Annotated in this window: 12 protein-coding genes and 1 tRNA gene; 3 read left to right on the top strand and 10 right to left on the bottom strand. The window is 67.0% G+C overall.

Features of this window, described 5'->3' with window-relative positions:
* Positions 1-5 precede the first annotated feature (5 nt).
* The gene (locus tag RCO27_RS12795) at positions 6-4,457 is read right to left on the bottom strand and encodes an autotransporter outer membrane beta-barrel domain-containing protein (RefSeq protein ID WP_309003051.1); all 4,452 of its coding nucleotides are present in this window, start codon (positions 4,455-4,457) and stop codon (positions 6-8) included.
* 362 nt (positions 4,458-4,819) lie between these two features.
* Positions 4,820-4,895 (bottom strand) — tRNA-Ala (locus RCO27_RS12800).
* 176 nt (positions 4,896-5,071) lie between these two features.
* Between RCO27_RS12800 and RCO27_RS12805 the strand changes: the two genes are divergently transcribed.
* The 3 genes from RCO27_RS12805 (at position 5,072) to RCO27_RS12815 (ending at position 7,767) form a co-directional block, all read left to right on the top strand.
* On the top strand, positions 5,072-5,962 hold the full coding sequence (locus tag RCO27_RS12805) for a DUF2171 domain-containing protein (protein WP_309003052.1): 891 nt from the start codon (positions 5,072-5,074) through the stop codon (positions 5,960-5,962).
* 54 nt (positions 5,963-6,016) lie between these two features.
* Positions 6,017-7,006, top strand: coding sequence for an NADP-dependent oxidoreductase (locus tag RCO27_RS12810; RefSeq protein WP_309003053.1), 990 nt, complete (start codon positions 6,017-6,019; stop codon positions 7,004-7,006).
* Between the two features lie 299 nt (positions 7,007-7,305).
* Entirely contained in the window at positions 7,306-7,767 is a 462-nt protein-coding gene (locus RCO27_RS12815; RefSeq protein WP_309003054.1) for an Lrp/AsnC family transcriptional regulator, read from the top strand.
* Positions 7,768-7,957: 190 nt separating this feature from the next.
* Here the strand turns inward: RCO27_RS12815 and RCO27_RS12820 are convergent, their stop codons facing one another.
* The 8 genes from RCO27_RS12820 to RCO27_RS12855 form a co-directional block, all read right to left on the bottom strand.
* Complete coding sequence (locus tag RCO27_RS12820) at positions 7,958-8,758, bottom strand: FadR/GntR family transcriptional regulator (protein WP_309003055.1); 801 nt, start codon at positions 8,756-8,758, stop codon at positions 7,958-7,960.
* A 57-nt stretch (positions 8,759-8,815) separates the two neighbouring features.
* A complete protein-coding gene (locus RCO27_RS12825) occupies positions 8,816-11,860 on the bottom strand; it encodes a TonB-dependent receptor (RefSeq protein WP_309003056.1) in 3,045 nt (1,014 codons plus the stop codon).
* A 344-nt stretch (positions 11,861-12,204) separates the two neighbouring features.
* On the bottom strand, positions 12,205-13,995 hold the full coding sequence (locus tag RCO27_RS12830; protein ID WP_309003057.1) for an alpha-galactosidase: 1,791 nt from the start codon (positions 13,993-13,995) through the stop codon (positions 12,205-12,207).
* On the bottom strand, positions 13,964-14,950 hold the full coding sequence (locus tag RCO27_RS12835) for a Gfo/Idh/MocA family oxidoreductase (RefSeq protein WP_309003058.1): 987 nt from the start codon (positions 14,948-14,950) through the stop codon (positions 13,964-13,966). The genes RCO27_RS12830 and RCO27_RS12835 overlap by 32 nt, the downstream gene beginning before the upstream one ends.
* Positions 14,947-15,993, bottom strand: a complete 1,047-nt coding sequence (locus tag RCO27_RS12840; protein WP_309003059.1) for a zinc-binding dehydrogenase — start codon at positions 15,991-15,993, stop codon at positions 14,947-14,949. The genes RCO27_RS12835 and RCO27_RS12840 overlap by 4 nt, the downstream gene beginning before the upstream one ends.
* The gene (locus RCO27_RS12845) at positions 15,990-17,252 is read right to left on the bottom strand and encodes an MFS transporter (protein WP_309003060.1); all 1,263 of its coding nucleotides are present in this window, start codon (positions 17,250-17,252) and stop codon (positions 15,990-15,992) included. The genes RCO27_RS12840 and RCO27_RS12845 overlap by 4 nt, the downstream gene beginning before the upstream one ends.
* Entirely contained in the window at positions 17,252-18,550 is a 1,299-nt protein-coding gene (locus RCO27_RS12850; protein WP_309003061.1) for a glycerate kinase, read from the bottom strand. Before RCO27_RS12850 ends, RCO27_RS12845 begins: the two co-directional genes overlap by 1 nt.
* Before the next feature lie 301 nt (positions 18,551-18,851).
* Positions 18,852-19,754, bottom strand: coding sequence for a LysR family transcriptional regulator (locus RCO27_RS12855; RefSeq protein WP_309003062.1), 903 nt, complete (start codon positions 19,752-19,754; stop codon positions 18,852-18,854).
* Between the last annotated feature and the right edge of the window lie 131 nt (positions 19,755-19,885).

Consider the following 19,885-nt stretch of genomic DNA (forward strand, 5'->3'; position numbering starts at 1 on the left):
GCGCCTTACCAGCGGATCGAGACTCCTCCCCGCACGGTCGCGCGCCAATAGTCGCCGGCGATGCCGCCCTCGGCCTCGGTAAAGACCAGCACCGCCTCGCCAAGCCTCAGGCTCAACCCCAGCGCGCCTTCGGCAACCGTGCGCGGCGCATTGGTCTCGATCTCGTCGAAGCCGACGAGAACCTGCGGGTCCGCCTTGAAGTCGTGCGCGATGCCGAGCCGGATCGAGGGGGTCATCACCGTGGTGCCGAACGGGGTGTCGGTCGAGAGCCGCACCGACGCGCGGCCGCGGATGCGGTCATTCTCGTTGTCTTGCGCGACGAGGCCGTCGACCCCGACGAAGCCGTCGATATCGCTCCGGAACCAGGTCAGCCGCGCCGTCGGCTCGATCCGCCAGGCGCCGGCGCGCAGGATGTTGCCGACTTCGAGCGAGAGGCCCAGGCCATCGCCCTCATAGTCGGCGATTCTCCCCGCGCCGGTGTCGAGTTCGAAATCGAACGGGCTGTATTGCGCGACGAAATCCGCATACCAGCCGCTCTCCTGCGCGGCATCCTGGAACCAGCTCGCGTAGAGGCCGAAGGCATAGCCGTCGACGTCGAGATCGGCGCGCGCGCTCCTCAGCCGCGCGTTCCAGTCGCCGCGCGACGCGCCGAAGGTGACGCCGGCCATGATCGCGCCGCCGCTGCCGGCCGGACGGGTCAGCCCGACGCCGATCTGGGCGATGCCGCTGCGCTGGCCATAGCCGATCGCATAGTCCTGGCCGTCGAGATCCGACCGCTCGGCTTCGATCCGGGCCCAGGCATGAACGTTGCGCGCCGTGAGCAGGGCCTGGCCCTGCCGTTCGCGGATATGCGGCAGCAGCATATCGGTCATGCCGACGACCGCATCGGGCGCGATCACCGCACCTGCGGCCGACGGCGCATAGGCAGCGAGCGGCGTGCCGTCCTGATCGTCGAAGCGCGGCGCCAGCCGCACGTCGGTGCCCTCCTGGACCAGCTCGTAGCGCCACGGGCCGACCGGCACATAGTTGAATGGCGGGTTGAGCGTGAGGTCGGCCGTGATCTCCTCGGTGACGCTGATCAGCGTGGCCCCCGACCCTTCCTGCGGGGGCGCGGTGACGGGTCCGCCGAGATTGTTGACGACGGTCTCGACCGACCCGCCGAGCGAGCCTTCGATCGCCACCGTGTCCGCGGTGCCGCCGGTGTCGGTGATGTCGGCATCGACGATGATCGTGCCGGTGCCGGTCACATCGCCGACGATCGTCAGGCTGTCGCCGGTGCCGCCGCCGGACAGGTCGATGACGCCGTCGTTGACCAGCCCGCCGCCGGAGTCGATCACCGCCGCGCCGCCGCCGCCGACGATCTCGCCGCTATTGGTGGTCGCGCCGGTCACGGTGACGACGGCGTCGCTGCCCGCGACGTCGAGCGTTCCTTCGTTGGCGAGATCGCCGCCGACATCGACGGTCGTCCCGGTGCCGTCGATGTCGATCGTCTCCTCGTTGATCAGGTCGCCGCCGACATCGATGTCGGTCGGTCCCGCGACGGTGACCTCGCCGCTGTTCTCGAGATTGTTGACGACCGCGACGCTGCCGCCGCCGGGCAGGTCGATCGTGCCGCTGTTGTCGAGGCTCTCGGTGGTTATGTCGATCGGGGCCTCGGACGTGATCGTGCCGCTGTTCTCGGTCTCGCCGCCGATGGCCACGCTGCCGCCGCCCGGATCGATCGTCCCGCCATTGTCGAGATCGCCGTCGACCACGAGGTCCACCGGCGCTTCGCTGACGATGTCGCCCTCGTTGTTGAGATTGCCGCCGATGCTGACCTCGCCGCCCGCATCGGGGCCGCCGGTGATGCCCGACGTCCCGTCGATCGAGACGTTGCCGCCGCCGAAATCGACCCCGCCCGGCGTGATATTGATCTGGGTGTCCTGGGTGAGCGCGATCTCCTCCCAATTGGCGATTGTCGGCAGATCGGCCGAAACGCCCTGGAAGGTGAGCACGTCGACCCAGCCGTCGGCAGCGCTCGCATCGTCGCCGCCATCGAGCAGGGCGAGCTGGGTCAGGTCGGCGCCGTCGGCGACCAGCGCCGTGTCGCTGCCGATGCCGCCGTTGAAGCTGGCGAGCGTGCCGCCTGTCCAGCTGAACGCGTCGTCGCCGTCGCCCGCGTCGATCGCGCCGACCGTGCCGGTGCCCGACAGGCCGATCGCGTCATTGCCGGCGCCGGCAATGATCCCGGCGGTGGAACCGCCCGAGACGGCATAGGTGTCGATGCCGGTGCCGGTGGTGATCGTGCCGGTGACGGTGCCGCCGGTCATGTTGATCACATTGGCGCCGTTGCCGAAGTTGACGTTGCCGCCGATCGTGCCGCCGGAGAGGTTCAGCGTGTCGTTCTGGAAGCTTGCGGTGAGGTCGCCGTCGATCTGGCCGCCGGACATGGTGACGACATTGTTGGCGATGTTCATGTCGACGAAGCCGATCCGGCCACCGGTGATGGTCACGAAATCGCCGTCCTCGAGCCCGTTGACAATCCGCCCGCCGGAAATGGTGGCTTGGTCGAGCCCGCCGCCCTGGAACACCTCGTTGATCTCGCCGCCTGACACGGTCAGCACGTCCTCGCCGTCGCCCTGGATCACCGATCCCTGGATCTGGCCGGAGGCGACCTCGACCGTGTCGATCCCGGCGCCGAAGGTGACGTCGCCGGTGATGGTGCCGGTCCCGCCCGCGGGCAGGGTGAGCCGGTTGTTACCGACGAGATCGGTCACGCTGCCGATGGTGCCGCCCGACACGGTATACTGGTCGTTGCCGCCGCCGCCCTGGAGCGTTGCGGCGCTGCCGCCGGAGACGGTGAGGCTGTCATTGCCGAGCCCGCCGAATATGTCGGTCGCCGCGCCGCCGCTCACGGCGATCGTGTCGTCGCCCGCGTCGCCGTTGAGGGTGGCGAGCGTGCCGCCCGAGATCGCCGCGGTGTCGGCGCCAGTGCCGAGGGACACCTGCGCGACGGTACCGCCCGTCTGCACGAAACTGTCGATCCCGTCGCCCAGGCTTGCGGTGCCCGTGATCTGGCCGCTGGCAACATCGATGCTGTCGGTGCCCGCGCCGAAGGTCACGTCGGTGATCGCGCCGGTCCCGCCGGCGGGCATGGTGAGCGAGTTGTTGCCGAGAAGGTCGGTGATGTCGGCGATCGTGCCGCCCGAGACGGTGTAGATGTCGTTGCCGTCGCCCCCGTCGAGCGCAGCCACGCTGCCGCCGGAGACGGCGAGGCCGTCATTGCCGAGGCCGCCGAGCACATCGGTCACGGCGCCGCCACTGACGGTGATCGCGTCGTCACCGTCGCCGCCGTCGAGCGTCGTCACGGTGCCGCCGGAGACGGCGAGCGCGTCATTGCCGGCGCCGCCCAGCGCGGTCGCGACGGTGCCGCCGCTGATCGTGATCGCATCGTCCTCCGTGCCGCCGTCGACGGTCGTCACCGTGCCGCCGGCGACGGTGATGGCGTCCGCGCCGGCCTCGCCGTTGAGGAAGCCGGCGCTGCCCGTACCCGAAAGGCCGATCACGTCGTTGCCGGCACCCGCATTGACGCCCGCGGTGGCGCCGCCGCTGATCGCATAGGTGTCGACGCCGTCGCCGGTGGTGATCGTGCCGGCGATCGTGCCGCCGGTCATGTTGATCACGTTGGCGCCGCGGCCGAAGTCGACCCGGCCGCCGATCGTGCCGCCGGAAAGGTTGAGCGTGTCGTTCTGGAAGCTCGCGGTGAGGTCGCCGTCGATCTGGCCGCCCGACATGGTGACGACGTTGTTGGCGATGTTCATCTCGACGAAGCCGATCCGCCCGCCGGTGATCGTCACGAAGTCGCCGTCCTCGAGCCCGTTGACGATGCGCCCGCCCGAGATCGTCGCGGTGTCGAGCCCGCCGCCCTGGAACACCTCGTTGATGGTGCCGCCCGACAGGGTGAGCACGTCGAGCCCGTCGCCCTGGCTGACCGTTCCCCGGATCTCGCCCGACGCCATGTTGATCGTGTCGACGCCGGGCCCGAAGCTGACATTGCCGGTGACGATGCCGGTGCCGCCCAGCGGCATGGTGAGCGTGTTGTTGCCGACCGCATCGGTGATGGCGGTCACCGAGCCGCCGGAGACGGTGAACTGGTCGTTGCCGTTGCCGCCGTTCAGCGTCCCGTTCACGGTCGCGCCGCTCAGGTTGAAGATGTCGTTCCCGTCGTCGCCCGAGATCGACCCGTTGAGGGTGCCGCCCTGGAGATTGATCGTGTCGTCGCCGGCCTGCAGGTTGCTCGGCGGCGTCGAGGGATCCGGCGGGGCGATGGTGCAGGTGATGACGTCATTGCCCGCCGTTGGCCCGGGTATGCAGGACGCCTGCGCTTCGGACGAGAAAGCGATTGCCGTGAGCGAGGCGCCCGCCAGGGCCAGCGCCAGCGACGGGCCGCGACGGCCCCCTGTATATCGTGCCTGCATCGACTCCTCCGCTCCAAGCTTCAGGTCACAGGCCACCCCGCGGGACGCATCCTATCGAATCGTTCGGGCAACGCAATATTCAAACAACACATGGCTCTAGACTCGGATGTAATTTCCACGTCTGAATATGTCTGCCGTAAGGAGGAGAGTTACCGGACAATGGAACGGCATAATGGTTCACCGTCATTACGGCATATCTTTGTGCCGCGTGCCGGCGTTAACCATGTTTCTTAATTGTCAAGCCGACTATTGGGCTTCTTGAGCCCGCATCGATTGCCTTATCATGCACCGTTGGCGGAGCACGCCCCCGAGCACATCGAGGGGCACGGTGACGGACAAGCTGCGATTTCGGATGTCGACGATGGTGGAGCCGAGGGGAATCGAACCCCTGACCTCTGCAGTGCGATTGCAGCGCTCTCCCAGCTGAGCTACGGCCCCATGCGTCGGTGGGCGCTCCAGATAGCGGCGGCCTCGCGATGTTGCAATGCCTTCGCGAACAAAGCCGACGCCGGCCCGGCCAAAGCGGGCCACGCCCCGTCCGATCGGCCGGAACGCGCGGCATTTCTCCTTCGTTTTGCAGGGGTTCGATCCCAAGCAGATTCAGGAGAGCAACAATGGCATATGACGAGAGGACCGGCCGCCGGTATCGCCCGCGCGGCTGGCGCGGCCGCGACGAGGATTGGGGCCGCGGGGACTGGGAGCGCGAGCGCGGACCCGAATGGCGCGGCGATCCCGCCTTCGGCAGCGGCTGGGGCAACCAGACCGCGCGGTCGGGAGGCTGGCGCGACGAGGATCGCTACATCGACGACGATCGCTACCATCCCGGCGCGCCCGAAGGACATGGCTACGGTCCGCCCGGCCGTTCCGACGTCAGCTCTGGCGGGCCGGGCTTCGATGCCGGATTCGGCAGCCCGCGCTTCGACCGGCTCGACGTCGGCAGCACCGGGACGCACGGCGCCCATCCGATCTCCTCGCCGTCCAGTCCGGCCTATGCGTTCAGCCCGGGTTATGGCGGCGCGGCCCGCGAGGATGCGATCCGCCGCCGCGACCCGCATTATGCCGCATGGCGGCGCCGGCAGATCGCCGCGCTCGACAGCGACTACGAGGAATATCATCGCGAGAACCAGTCGCGCTTCGACCGCGAGTTCAGCGCCTGGCGCAGCCGCCGCGGCGCCCAGCGCGAGGCGGTCGGCCGGGTCACCGAGCATATGGAGGTGGTCGGCGCCGACGGCAGCCATGTCGGCACGGTCGACAAGGTGCGCGGCGACACGATCATCCTGACCAAGAGCGACCCGAGCGCCGGCGGCGTCCATCACGCCATCCCCTGCGGCTGGATCGACCGGGTCGAGGACAAGGTGACGCTGACCCTCACCGCCGAGGAGGCGACCGAGCGCTGGCGGACGGAGAGCCGCAGCCGCGCCCTGTTCGAGCGGCCGGACAGCGGGCAGGACGGCCCGCACATCCTCAACCGCAGCTTCTCGGGCACCTATCGCGACGACGAATAGCGGCTTTGACTTCTTCCCTCGCCGCGGCGCAAGCTGGGGCGAGGGAGAAGAGACATGACCAACCGCGCCTGGCACCTGACGTCGCGCCCGAACGGGCTGCCGACGATGGACGATTTCGAGCTGAAAGCGGTGCCGGCGCCGGACCTCCAGGACGGCTGGGTGCGGGTGCGCAACGCCTGGCTCTCCGTCGATCCTTACATGCGCGGGCGGATGAACGACGTGAAGAGCTACACGCCGCCCTTCGCGCTCGGCGAGCCGATGTCCGGCGGCGCGGTCGGCACGGTCGTCGAAAGCCGCTCGCCGCATTTCAAGGAGGGCGAGACGGTCTTCCACATGCTCGGCTGGCGCGAGGAGGCGGTGGCGCCGGCGGAGACCTTCAACAAGGTGCCGCCGCTTCCGGTCGAGGCGCATCAGTGGCTCGGCAATCTCGGGCTGACCGGCGGCACCGCCTATTTCGGGCTGCTGCGCGTCGCCGAGGCGAAGGAAGGCGACATCGTCTTCGTCTCGGCCGCGGCCGGTGCCGTCGGCTCCGCGGTGGTGCAGATCGCCAAGGCGAAGGGCATAACCGTTATCGGCTCCGCGGGCGGGGCCGACAAATGCGCCTGGGTGAAGGCGCTCGGCGCCGATGTCGCGATAGACTACAAGGCGGGGCCGGTCCTGAAGCAGCTCATGGAAGCCGCGCCGCAGGGCATCGACGTCTATTTCGACAATGTCGGCGGCGAGCATCTCGATGCCGCCTTCGCCACCGCCCGCCAGAATGCCCGCTTCGCGATCTGCGGCATGATCGAGGATTACAATACCGGCTCGAACTACGCCTATCGCTACATCATGCGAGTCATCGGCGCACGGATCATGATGAAGGGCTTCATCTATCTCGATTTCCTGATCCAGATGGGCGACTTCTACCGTGACATGGGCGGCTGGATCGCCGGCGGACAGGTCACCTCACGCGAGACGATCCGCGACGGGATCGAGGCGGCACCGCAGGCCTTCCTCGACCTGTTCAGCGGCGCCAATACCGGCAAGATGCTGGTGCGGCTCTAGAAGGTGGTGGACGGGGAAGGAATTGGTCGCACGGCGTCCCTTGAAGGAACGGATCGGGTTCGCCGTCTCGTCCTTGAGCAGGAGTTCGGCGCCGAACCAGGCGTCGAGCGCGGCCGAGCGGCGCAGTGGCATGTCGCGAAAGACCGGGTCGATCCGGCCGGCGGCGGCGATGATTCCATCCGGTGAGGCGTTCCACATGCAGCGCATATTATGGCCCCATCGGGTGAATGATCCGCTAAGACGGGCTCAATAACGCAGATTATCCGCACAATGTGCCGCTAGAACGAGGATCGACATCATTGGACAGTTTCGATCGCCGCCTCCTCGCCCTCGTCCAGCGCGACGCCTCGCTAACCAGCGAGGTGCTCGCCGATCGGGTCGGGCTCTCGGCTTCGGCGGTGCAGCGCCGCCTGAAACGGCTGCGCGCCGAGGGCGTGATCAACTCGCTCGTCGCGACGGTCGATCCGTCCAGGGCAGGCCGCCCGTCCTTCTTCATCGTCGGCCTGGAGATCGAGCGCGAGCGTCCCGATCTGCTCCAGCGCCTGCGCGCCTGGCTCGCCGACGAGGATGCGGTGCAGGAAGTGTTCTACGTCACCGGCGCCTGGGACTTCGTCCTCATCGTCACCGCGCCCGGCGTCGAGGCCTATGACGCCCTGATGAGCCGCCTGATCGCCGACAATCCCAACGTCCGCCGCTTCACCACCAATGTGGCGCTCGGGGTCTACAAGCGCAGCTTGTTCCTGCCGGTGACAGAAGGATAGCGCCCGCTACGAGTTGAAAGTGGACGGTCGCGTTGGCCGCTGAACGGTGGCAATTGGCCGAAAGCGGCCGGTCCGCTTTCGGACGGGAAGAAGCTGCCGTCCCACAGGGTCCCGATTCCGCGACCGATCAGCCGATCTGCCACATTGGCGCCACTTACTTCCATGCTACGGCAGTCTCGCTTCCGATCGACTAGCCCGCTTTTGCAGCCACGAGAAAGCGCTCCCGGCTTTGCGACGCGCGTTGCTGGACCTCCTCCAGAGCGCGCTTCTCGGTCGCTTCGAGCATGGATTCGAGCAGCCGATGGAAATGTTCGCGCATCGCCCTGCGGGCGCCCGCGGGATCGCGCGCCTTGAGGGCTTCGAAAATCGCGCGATGCTCTTCCGTTCGCGACTCCGCATCATGGACGCAGACCGCATCGTAAGTGGCTTTGACCTCGTGGATCTCCTCGCGCATCCGCCAGAGCGAATTGATCGTGTGAAGCATCACCGCATTGTTCGACGCCTCGGCGATGGTGAGATGGAATTGCTCGTCCGCCTCATTTGCCGCATGCTCGTCACCCGACTGCATCTGTTCGATCAACGCGCCGAGCCGGGCGATTCCTTCATCGGAAATGTTGCGGGCCGCCAAAGCAGCGGATTCGGATTCGATCAGCAGCCTCGCCTCGGTCACCTCGAACGCGCTTGCATTCGGAAGCGCCGCCCCGTGGGCCGGCCTGCTCTGGCATACGTAAACGCCTGAGCCCGTCTTGATCTCGAGCCTGCCGACGGCCTGCAAGGCGATCTCCGCCTCCCTGATCGTCACGCGGCTGACCCCGAGCATCTCGGCCAGCTCGCGCTCGCCGGGCAGCCGTGTCCCGACGGGATATGCGCCCGTATCGATCATTTCCACGATCTGCGCGGCGACGGACTGGAAGAGTCTATTGGTAGCCATGCTCGCACAAACTCCGCGATCTATTTTTCCGACAGGCTCTATACCAATTTTCCTGAACAATATTCCTGGAAATTTTATCTCTTCCAGCCGCGTGATCAGAGAAACTGCGGCCCCGGTCTAGAATCGCACGCTCACGCCAGCGGTGATGCGACGATCTGTCAGACCCTGGAAGCACAGGAGCGCGTTGTTGTTGACGCAGAACTGGTTGGCGTCCGAGCCGGTCAGGTTGATCCCCTCGACGCCGATGTTGATATTGTCGGTCAGGTCGTAATTGATGCTGGCATTGAGCTGTCCCCGCGCCGCGTTGACCCGCGGCAGTCCGAAAAAGAACGAGTCGGTGGATATATAGCTGGAGCGCCACGTATAGCGTGCCCGGGCGCTCAGCCCGTATTTCTCGTAATAAAGCGTGGCGTTGTAGGAATGCCGGGACAGGTTCGGCAACGTGATGCGATCCTGCGCCCCGATGATCCCCAGATCGGTGAACGCGCCTTGAGGTCCGTCCGCGGTGCGGAAATTCGATGCGAAATTCTGCGCGCTGCCGCCCGTGGTCTGGTAGGTGTAATTGCCGATGAACCCGAAGCCCGATGCAAAGCCGAGCACATCCTCAAATCGGGAGAGATCATATTGAACGGCGAACTCGATGCCGGTCTGGGTCGTGTTTCCTTCCCCGTTCACGATCGTCGTCACGGGCACGCAAATCCCCGTCCCGGGGTTCAACACATTGTTGATGTTGCGATCGGCGATCGGGTTGAAGATGCCGCCCTGCTCACACGGGGGCGTGATATCGATGGCGAGCCCGCCATTGGCATCCCGGGCCGGGAACGGATCGATCCGCACTTCGGAGAACAGATTGGTGCGGGTCTTGTGGAAGAAGCCGAGGCTGACGAAGGCGGACCGGGCGAAATACCATTCGCCCGAAATGTCGAACGACCAGACGGATTCCGGCACCAGATCGGGATTGCCCACCGGAACGGGGGTGTTGGGGCCGGTGCCGAAGCTCACCGATGTCGAAAGATCGTCGAAATCGGGCCGGTTGATATCTCTTGAAAGGCCGACGCGGACAAGAAAGTCCCGGGCCGGCTCGATAACCAGATTCAGCCGCGGCAGGAAGAACTCGTAGGAACTGTCCCGGACCACGGGCGTCACCGCGCTGCTTCCGGCCGTCTGGGTGTTGCCGAGCGAGGAAATATTGGTTCGCACATAGCGGATGCCCACATTGCCACGCACGGGCAGCCCGATCTCGCGGCCGTCGAAATTCGCCTGGGCGTAAAGGGCATGCGTCTCCTCGGTGATGTCGAAGAAGGCGGTGACCTGCTGGGTCGGCGTGGTGAGCAACGCAATATCGGGGCCGGTCGTCGCCGCATTGTTCGCCGTGATCGCGGCATTGAGCGAGGCCAGGATCGCGGCCGGATCGGAAAAGGAGAGCGCCGGATCGATGACGAGGAAGTCCCGGATGAACAGCCGCCGCCCGTCCGCGGAACCGAAATTGTCCGGACCCGCGACCATGATGTCCGAGAACAGGTTGGCCCTCGGCCGATTGATGGCGGCGGCGTTGGTCAGGCCGACGTTGCGGACATTTGAATCGTTGAAGGACGACGTCTCGTTGTAGCGATATCCAACGTCGATCGAGGTGACGAACGGCGAGGCGCCGGTAAAGTCGTAGGAAAGATCGAGACGGCCGGCGATCTCCCTGTTCTCGACCACGCCCTGGCTCTGGTTGACCTGGCGCAGCGCATAGTTCGCCGGATCGAGCAGCTGTGCCGTCGTCGGCGTCGTCGACAATCCCGGGGCGATTCCGAACTGCAGGACGCCGCCGGTGAGGTCGAACTCGATCGGCACGCCGTTGTCGATGCTGGCCGCGCTGACCGGCAGATGGTTCGGGTTGATGAAATCGAGCGTCGTCGAAAAGTCGGAGTTGGTCGTATCGGAGGTCGAAAGCGCTCCTTCCGCGCGCACCGTCAGCCGCCCGGTCTCCCACTGGCCGCCGAGCCGGTACACCCGGCTGTCCGTTTCCCGCGATCCCGTATTGGAATCGGTTCTGAGATTCGGATCGAGGGCGCCGGTCGAGTTTGGGCGTATCACGCCCGAAAGCGCGGCCTGGACGCTGCCGAGATCGCGGGGGCCATCCGGGCCGTCGAGGACGCCCAGGTCGATCGTTTCGAAGGCGGTATTGGTCGTGTTGTCGACCACCCCGTTCGACGACACGCCGGAGATCTGCACCCTGGTGCTTTCCTGCGCGCGGGTCTGGTTGTTGAGGATTCCGTCCAAATAGAATCTCAGATTGTCGGCCGGCTTCCATTCCAGTGAACCGACGAAATTCAGGGTTTCATATTCGAAATTGTCATTGTCCTGATCAAAGAACTGGATGCGCAGGAACGGAAAAGGCTGGGCGCTCGCGCGGCCGGAGGTTGGTGTCACCACCGCATCGCGATCCACCCGGGGCCGGAAGGCGGAAACATCCGAGCGGGCATAGCTGCCGCTCAGGACCACGCCGATCTCCCCGATGCCGGTCGACCAATTGTCGCCGACCGTGCCGGATATCCTCGGCAGGACCGTGCCGGCGAGGTCGCTATATTCCCCCTGGACACGCACGGAAAACAGACGGTCCCTCAACTCGAGGGGACGAAGCGTCCTGAGGTTGATCGTACCGCCCACTGAGCCTTCAATCGTCTCTGCATCCGGGACTTTGGTCACTTCGAGCGAAGAAATCAGCGCGGCGGGCAAATCCTCGAAGCTGATGCCACCACGCCCGGCTCCCGACCCCACCGTGGACACGCCGTTGATCTCGGTGCGGTTCTCGTCCGTGCCGCGAATTTGCACGGCGGTGCCGACACCGGCTTCTCTGGTGATCTGGATGCCGGTGACGTTCTCCAACACCTCGGCGAGGTTCTGGTCCGGCAGTTTGCCGATATCCTCAGCCTGGATGACCTCGATCAGATTGTCCGAATTGCGCCGTTCGTTGAGAGCGCTTTGGAGAGAGCTGCGAATGCCCGTGACGACGATCGCCTGATCATCGTCCGCCGGTTCGCCGACTTGTCCTTGGTCTTGGGCGAGGGCGCTCCCCGGCGCGACAAGTGCAGACAAGGCTGTCCCGACCAGGAGCTTTGCCAGACGACGAAAATCGCTCGCGGCCACGCGGCCGACACCGACAGGCTTCGACATGCGCGCCCTCCCCTCAGGTTGTCGTTTTGGCCAGGAATAATCCATAGTCCAATGATGTCAACCTATGCTTCGTATTATCAGGACCAATATATCATGCCAATACGAAGCCGTTGGTCGACACACCTGAGTCGGCAGGTGACGAGCCGCATCCTGCGCGATCTTCCAGGTTGGCCCGCCTACACGCTGGTGCCCTAACTGCTAGCATCGGGCTCCCGCCAAACCGCGGGGGGATTTGCTCAAGTCGCGATGATAGGCTTTGAGCGAGCGCTTCTGGCCGGAAACGGCCGGTCCGCTTTCAGGAGGGAATTGGCGAAATCTGCCATTCGCGGAGATTCTCTGGGCCTTCAGACATGCGCGCTTGAGTAACGCGATTCGAATGGGGGCAAGATCCGCCCGTTCCGTGTGGCGGGGCCCTCCGCCGGATTGACCAAATTCGTGCCGACCACGGCACCGCTCCACTCGATATCCTGGATGACAAGGTCCGATTCCTCCTCCAGCGCTGGAAAGCTGCAACGATCGATCGGCCGGGACAGAAGTTCCGAGAAGAGGCGCTGGCGCGCCCCGGACAGTTCGGTCAGGTCATCGCTGGTCATCAGCACCCCGCCCGACAGACCGGCGAAGCGGGCGAGGGTTTCGACCTGGACGTCGGTGAGTTCGTGGAAACGGTCGCGCAGCAGGATGCAGTCGGGGTCCGCCTGCCAGAGGATGCCGTTGCCATGATTGCGGGTCTGGAGATCGCGCAGCAGGCTTTCGGCGGAGTAGTCGCCGGTCCAGCTAACGCCGATGTCGCGGCCGATCCTGACCGCATCGACGAGGCCGACCGACGCCCAGAGCGGGCAGCCGCAGCCGAGCCACAGCGCTTCACCGATTTCCTCGCGGATGAGCGCGGCCATGCGACGCCAGATGGCGATGCGCGACAGGCCCGGCCTATGCCAGCCGGCGGTTTCGGGGCCGTGCTCGCTGCCGAACAACATGAAATCGGTCTTGAAATAGCCGGCGCCCCAGTCGCGGCGCCAGGTGCGGAACACCTGCCGGATATAGGTTTCCGCCTCCGGGTGGGTGATGTCGAGGATGTAATATTCCTCGCTGCGCTTGTGCCAGCGGAACTCGCCATAGAAGGTCATCTGGGCCAGCGGCTGCCCGTCCGAAGCCCGCTTCACCATCCAGTCGGGATGTTCGGCGAACAGGCGGCTGCGGTTGCCGACCATGAACGGCGCGATCCACAGGCCCGGGGTGAAGCCCGCTGCCGCAATGTCGCCGAGCAAGGGCGCCATGCCACGCGGGAATTGCGGCTTCACGTCGAGCCAGTCGCCCATTTCGGGCGTGAAGCCGTCGTCGATCTGGAAGATGCCGAGCGGCACGCCGTGCGCGTCCCGGAAGGCAGTCGCCCCGGCCAGGTGCTCGAGGATCAGCCGCTCGTCGATCGCCGCATAGAGATTGTACCAGGAGCACCAGCCGGTGATCCGGCGGGCCGGCAGGCGCGGCGGCACCGGCGATTGGGCGGCGACACGCCGGGACCAGGCGCGCAGGCTTTCCTCGACTGCGGCGCCTTGGAACAGGACGATCGGCTCGGCTTCGATCGCACCGTCATGCGGCACGCGGTCCCGCAACGTCTCCATGTCGATCGAGAGGCTTTCGGCACACCCGCCGAAACGGAAGCGGCTCTGGAAGCGGTCATGCCGGGTGAAACCGAGGACCAGCGCGCCCGACGCGTCCTCCGGCAGGAGCGCGGTCATCGCGAAGCCGAGGGTCGGCGCCCTGCCCGGCGGCCCATCGCCAGCCGGCGTGCCGGGTGCGACGAAATAGCTGCCGTCCCAGCTCTGATAGCCATTGCGCAGGTAGCGCCGGCACCCGCGGACTTCGCCGAAGCGCAGGCCGAGGCTGTCGACGGCGCGACCGGGGTCGATGCCTTCCAACCGCACGCGCAATCGAAACCCGTCGTCGCCCTCGACAATCTCGAGCACCATCCGGCCCGGATCGAGCGGCCAGATGACGATATCGTCAGCGATCTCCGCTTGATGGTGTGGCGGCACCGTTCCGTCGATCAGCGGCGCGATCGCGGCGAGATCGATGCCGAGACCGCGGATCCGCAGCGCGGCGAGGTCAAGCTCCATCGCCGAGCCTGATCTGCTCACGCGTCTCCGCCGCGCGGCGCGCCGCCAGCGCCAGCCGCAATGTGGCCGCGCCTTCGCGCAGAGGAACGGACGGCGCCCGACGCGCGCGGATCGCCGCGGCGACGTCGGCGAGCTGAACGACGAACGGATCGCTCGTCCCGACGATCGTCTCGCTTTCCCCTGTCCTGCGCGTCGGCGTCAGCACGGCATCGTTCCAGCTGGTGAACCGCCCGGTCATCGCCTCGGCATAGATCGACCACTCCTTGTGCCACACCCCCGGCACGGCGATGTTGGAGGCATTGAGCGTCGCGATCCGGCCGTCGTCCCAGCCGAACAGGATCGCCGAGACATCCTCGATATCATAGCCGGGGACATGGTGGTGGAAGAGGTTGGCGAAGCGGGCGACGACGCTGTCCGGCTCGCCGACGAGATGGCGGATCAGGTCGATCTGGTGGATCACCTGCTCGAGCATCTGCCCGCCGGACCTGGCACGCTCGCGCCACCAGTGGGCATGCAGCGCATTGCAATGATAGGCGCCGGCATAGAGGCCCACTGGTCCCGTCTCCAACGCGCGCCAGCGCCGGACGCCATCGCCGAATCGGTACATGAAACCGATCGCCGCGACGACGCCCGCTTGCTCGACCGCTTCCACCATCGCGTCGGCATCGGCCTGCGCGAGCGCGATCGGCTTCTCGACGAGGAGATGCACGCCCGCCGCCGCCGCCCGCTCGATCTCGCCGCCGCGGCAATAAGGCGGGAGCGTCGCGATGAGGAGGTCGGGCCGCGCCGCGTCGATCATCCGGTCGAGGTCGACGAAGGCGCTGCCGCCATGTTCGGCCATGAAGGCCTCGGTGCGGCCGAGGTCGCGGCCGCAGCCTGCGACCAGCTGCATCTCGTCGGACAATGCCGCGACCGCGCCGGCATGGCGCGCGGCGATGCCGCCGCAGCCGAGCAGGGCGACGCTCAGCCGGCTCATGTGGCCGCGAACACCAGCATCGCCTGGAGCAGGCCGGGTTCGCCCGCGTCCAGCCGCGCGAACAGGGCTGGCGCCTCGGCGAACGGCGCGACATGGGTGATGAGCGGGACGAGATCGAGCACGCCCTCATGCTGCAGCTCGATCGCGGTCCGCCACAAGCGCGGCTTCGACCAGCGGTGGCTCGCCTCGGGCGCGACGCCGGAAATCTGCGAACAGACCAGCTCGACGCGGTTGTGATGATATTCGGCGCCGAGCTCGAGCCCGCGCACCTCGCCCTGGAAAAATCCCATGACGACGACGCGCGAGGCATAGGCGACCGCCCGGATCGCGTCGGCCAGCGCCGGCGCTGCGCCCGAAACCTCGATGCAGACATCCGCGCCGCGCCCGCCAGTCATGTCCTTGATCGCCTCGGCGGCGCCGCCGGCGCCCGGATCGCGCACCGCCACGGCGCCGTGCCGGAGCGCGGTCTCGCGACGCGCAGGGTCGGGATCGATCCCCACGACGCGCCCGCCGGATGCGCGCGCCGCCTGTACGACGATCTGTCCGGGCACGCCGAGGCCGAATACCGCAACGAGGTCGCCGATCCGGATGCGGGCGTCGTGCACCCCGTTCAACGCCACCGCGCCAATATGGGAAAAGATGCCGATGCGCGGATCGGCGCCGTCCGGCAGCAGCCGTTCGCGCGCATAATCGGCCGGCGCGACATGATGAGTGCGGTGATTCCAGGTACCATAGACGCGCTGGCCGACCTCCAGATCTGCGACCCCCGAGCCGATCTCGACGATCTCGCCCGCCTCCTCATAGCCGAGATTGCGGACGGGCCAGGTCCATCTCGGCTCGTCGCGCGCGACGAACAGCCGTCGCGCCTCGTCGAAGCGCCGGTTCATGAACGGATTGGTGCCGCGATACTGCGAGAGCTCGGTCCCAGCACTGATCCCCGAGCAGAGCGTCCGGATGCGCACCTCCCCGGCGGCGAGCGGCGGATCCTCGCTCTCCTCGAATGTGAGCGCGCGCGGTGCGGCGAGGACGAGCGCGATGCTCACCGTTCTGCCACTTCATGCGCGTTGGCCAGGACCGCCGCGCGCGTGGACCCGCGCGTCGCCAGCAGCAACAGCACCGCGACAACATAGAGACCGGCGAGCGAGGTCATGCCGGCGGCCATGCCGAAGCTCTCCGCCGCCATCGCGACGAAGATCGGGGTGAGGCCGGCGCCGATGAAGCCGCACAGAGTCATCATTCCCACCGCCGTCGCACGCGCACCGGGCGGCACCACGTCGTGCATCGAGGCATAGATGCAGCCGTCGAACAGGCCCTTGCCGACGCTGGTCGCGAGCAGGACGATGCCCACCGTCAGCGCGGTCGAGGCGGAGAGCAAGGGGAGCAGCAGCAGGGCGGCGCCGGTGAGGCCGATGGCGAGCGTGTAGAAACGGCCGATCGGCGTGCGCCTGGCGAGCGTGTCGGCGAGCAGTCCGCCCAGGGGCACCGAGAGGAAGCCGGCGAGATTGATCGTCGCCGAGCCCCAGAGCGCCGAGCCGGCGAGATCGAGGCCGAGCGCGTCGTGGATATAGGTCGGCGCCCAGACGGTGACGCCGGTCGAGGCGCCGTTGGCGAGGAAGAAGACGGCGCACAGCATCAGCGCCGGCTTGATCCGGAGCACGATGCCGATCGGCTCCCTGGGCTTGTCCTTCTCGACCGCGGTGTGGACGATCGGCGCATCCTTCAGCCAGCGGAAGAGGAAGAAGGCGTAGATCAGGCCGATGACCGAGAAGATCAGGAACGGTGCGTGCCAGCCGATCCAATCGGCGAGCAGGCCGGCCGCGACGGCGCCGAGCCCTGCGCCGGCGAAGACCGCGGTCTGATGGAGTGAGAGCGCGCGGCTGCGCATCGCCGGGCGGTGCCAGTCGCTGATGAGGGCGGTCGCGGTCGGATAGTAAAAGGCCTCGCCGAACGCGACGAGCCCGCGGAAGGCGAGCAGCATCGCGAAGCTGGTCGACAGCGAGGTCATGCCGGTCGCCGCGCTCCAGAAGAGCAGGCCGTAGATGATGACCCGGGTCCGCCGCGCGCTGTCGCCGAGCCGGCCCGCAAGGAAGGCGGTGAGCGCATAGATCCAGAAGAAGACCGAGTTAAGCAAAGCGAGCTGGGTGGCGGTGAGACCGAACTCCTGCCTGAGCTGCGGCATCACCGCGATCAGGATCGAGCGGTCGGCCGAGTTGAGGAACGCCACCAGCCAGAGCATGCCGATCAGCAGCCAGGGATAGGAGGCGCCGGCGGCCCGGGCGGGGTTGCTGGCGAGGCTCGTCATCAAACGCCTCCCTCATAGAGGATCGCCCGGAAATCGTTGACGTTGGTGAGGGTCGGGCCGGTCACCACCAGATCGCCCAATGCCTCGAAGAAGGGATAGGCGTCGTTGCGCGCGAGATGGGCGGCGGGATCGAGCCCGAGCACCGCCGCCCGCGCCAGCGTGTCGGGCGTGACGATCGCGCCCGCGACCGCCTCGGTGCCGTCGATCCCGTCGGTGTCGCAGGCGATCGCCGAGATGCCGGCCGCACCACCGAGCGCGATCGCGAGACCGAGCAGATATTCGAGATTGCGTCCGCCGCGGCCGGCCTGGTTGGTGACCGTCACGGTCGCCTCGCCGCCGGAGAGAATGAGCCGGCGCTGCCCGTCGCCGGCAAGCCGCCGGGCGAGCGCGGCATGGCTGGCGCCGAGATGGCGCGCCTCGGCCTGGAGCTGGTCGCCGAGGTCGGTCACCGCATAGCCGTGCGCCAGCGCGAATTCCCGTGCGGCGCCGAGCGCGGTGCGGGCTCGGCCGATGATCGCCGTCTCGCCACCGGCGAGGCCGAGGCTGTCGGCCTCGGGCGTTTCGTTGCCGGGATCGTCGAGCGCCGCGGCGACGCTCGCCGGCACCGCGACATGATATTCGGCGATAACCTCGCGCGCCATCGCCAGCGTCGTCTGGTCGGCGACGGTAGGGCCCGAAGAGACGAAGGAGGGATCGTCGCCGGGAATGTCAGAGATGATCCACGTCGTGACATGCGCGGCGCCAGCGGCGACCGCGAGGCGCCCACCCTTGATGCGTGAGAGATGCTTGCGCACGCAATTGATCTCCGCGATCGTCGCGCCGGACTGAAGCAGCGCCCGCGTCACCTCCTGCTTGTCGGCAAGGCTGACGCCTTCCGCCGGCAAGGCAAGCAAGGCCGAGCCGCCGCCAGACAGCAGCACCAGCAACTCGTCGCCTGCCTGGAGACCATGGGCGATCTCCAGCGCCCGCTCGGCGGCGCGCACGCTGCTGGCATCGGGAAACGGGTGGCCGGCCTCGATCACCTCGACCTCCGGCCATCGGGTCGCGCCTTCGCCGAGATGGCCGTGCCGCGTCACCACAAGGCCAGGGAGCGGTGTCTTGCTGTGCGATTGGGCGACGCGCATCATCTCGGCCGCCGCCTTGCCGACTGCGATCGCCACCAGCCGTCCGTGCGGGGCGCTCGGCAGGACGGCCGGCATCACCTGACGCGGCGAGACCGCCTCGACGGCGTGGTCGAACAGGGTACGCAGCAGGGTGCGGCTGGTGGCATGCGCGTCCGTGTCCTTCGCCTGAAGCATGCCTGCCGCCTCTCCTACAGGGCGGCGGCCCTTGCCGCTCGCCGATGCGCGATCACTCCGCCACGAAAGCTGACGCCGCCGCTTCGGCCTGCATAGTCGAGTTATTCGGAACAATGAGTTGCATTCGAAGCAACATGGTCGGGCCGACTTTTCATAGATCGTCATTGCGAGCCCTTCGACGCCGCCTGCGGCGTCGCTCAGGATAAACTCAGCGACGCAATCCAGTGCGGCCTCTGGACCAGGCTGGATTGCTTCGTCGTTTCGCTCCTCGCAATGACGATGCAACGCACGACGATGCGCTCTAAACCTCCCATGACAGGACCGGCCGGAGATTCTCGACGAGATAGTCGATCAGCGAGCGGACCCGCACCGGCACCGTCTTGGGATCGCTGAACAAGGCGTAGAAGCTGAGGTCCGACGTGTGCCAGCCGGGCAGCACCTCGACGAGGCGGCCTTCCACCAAATCGGCCTTGCAGAGGAAAGCGGGGAGGCTCGCGATGCCGAGCTCGGCGAGCGCCGCATGGCGGAGCTGCAGGATGTCGTTGCACACCAGCTTGGGCAGGAACTCGACCGTCACCTCCTGGCTGCCGTTGTGCAGCCGCCATTTGTGGCGACGGTCGACCGTGCCGGTGGCGAGCAGGTCGAAGCGTGGCAGCTCGACATGGTTCTGCGGCATGCCCTTGCGCTCGAAATAGAGCGGCGCGCCGAACGCGCCGCACTCGGTGGTACCGAGCTTCACCGCGACCAGATCGGAATCGGCGAGCGGGCCGACGGCGAGCGCGAGGTCGAAGCCGCCACGCAGCAGATCGACGGGCGTGTCGCTCGACACGCTGACCAGCCGGACGTCCGGATAGTCGTTGAGGAAATTGGCGAGCATCGGCCCGAGAATGGTCTGGCCGAGCAGGTAGGGAATCGCGACCTTGATCACCCCCTGCGGCTGGTTGTGCTGGGATTGCAGCGCCCGCTCGCCGTCGCGCAGCACGCCCATCGAGCGCATGCAATATTGGAAGAACAGCGCCCCGTCCTGGGTGACGGTGACCGACCGCGTCGTCCGGTAGAGGAGCTGCGCGCCGAGATGCTCTTCGAGCCTCGACAGGCGTCGGCTGATCGTGGATTTGGGCAGGCCCAGCGCCTGGCCCGCCTTGGTCAGGCTCTCCGTCTCCACCACCTTGGTGAAGACGAGCAGGTCGCCCATGTCCAGCATCGCGTCTCTCCCCGGACGGGCCTAGGCGATCGTTGCGCCAGCGGCAACAGACTGTTCCCGCATATCGGGCTTCCGGCGGCGGGCCACACCATTCAGCTTCCGGGGCAATGGGCGCGGCAACGAACCGCCCC

Origin of the sequence: Sphingosinicella sp. LHD-64 (assembly GCF_031157375.1) — a bacterium.
Taxonomy (GTDB): Bacteria; Pseudomonadota; Alphaproteobacteria; order Sphingomonadales; family Sphingomonadaceae; genus Allosphingosinicella.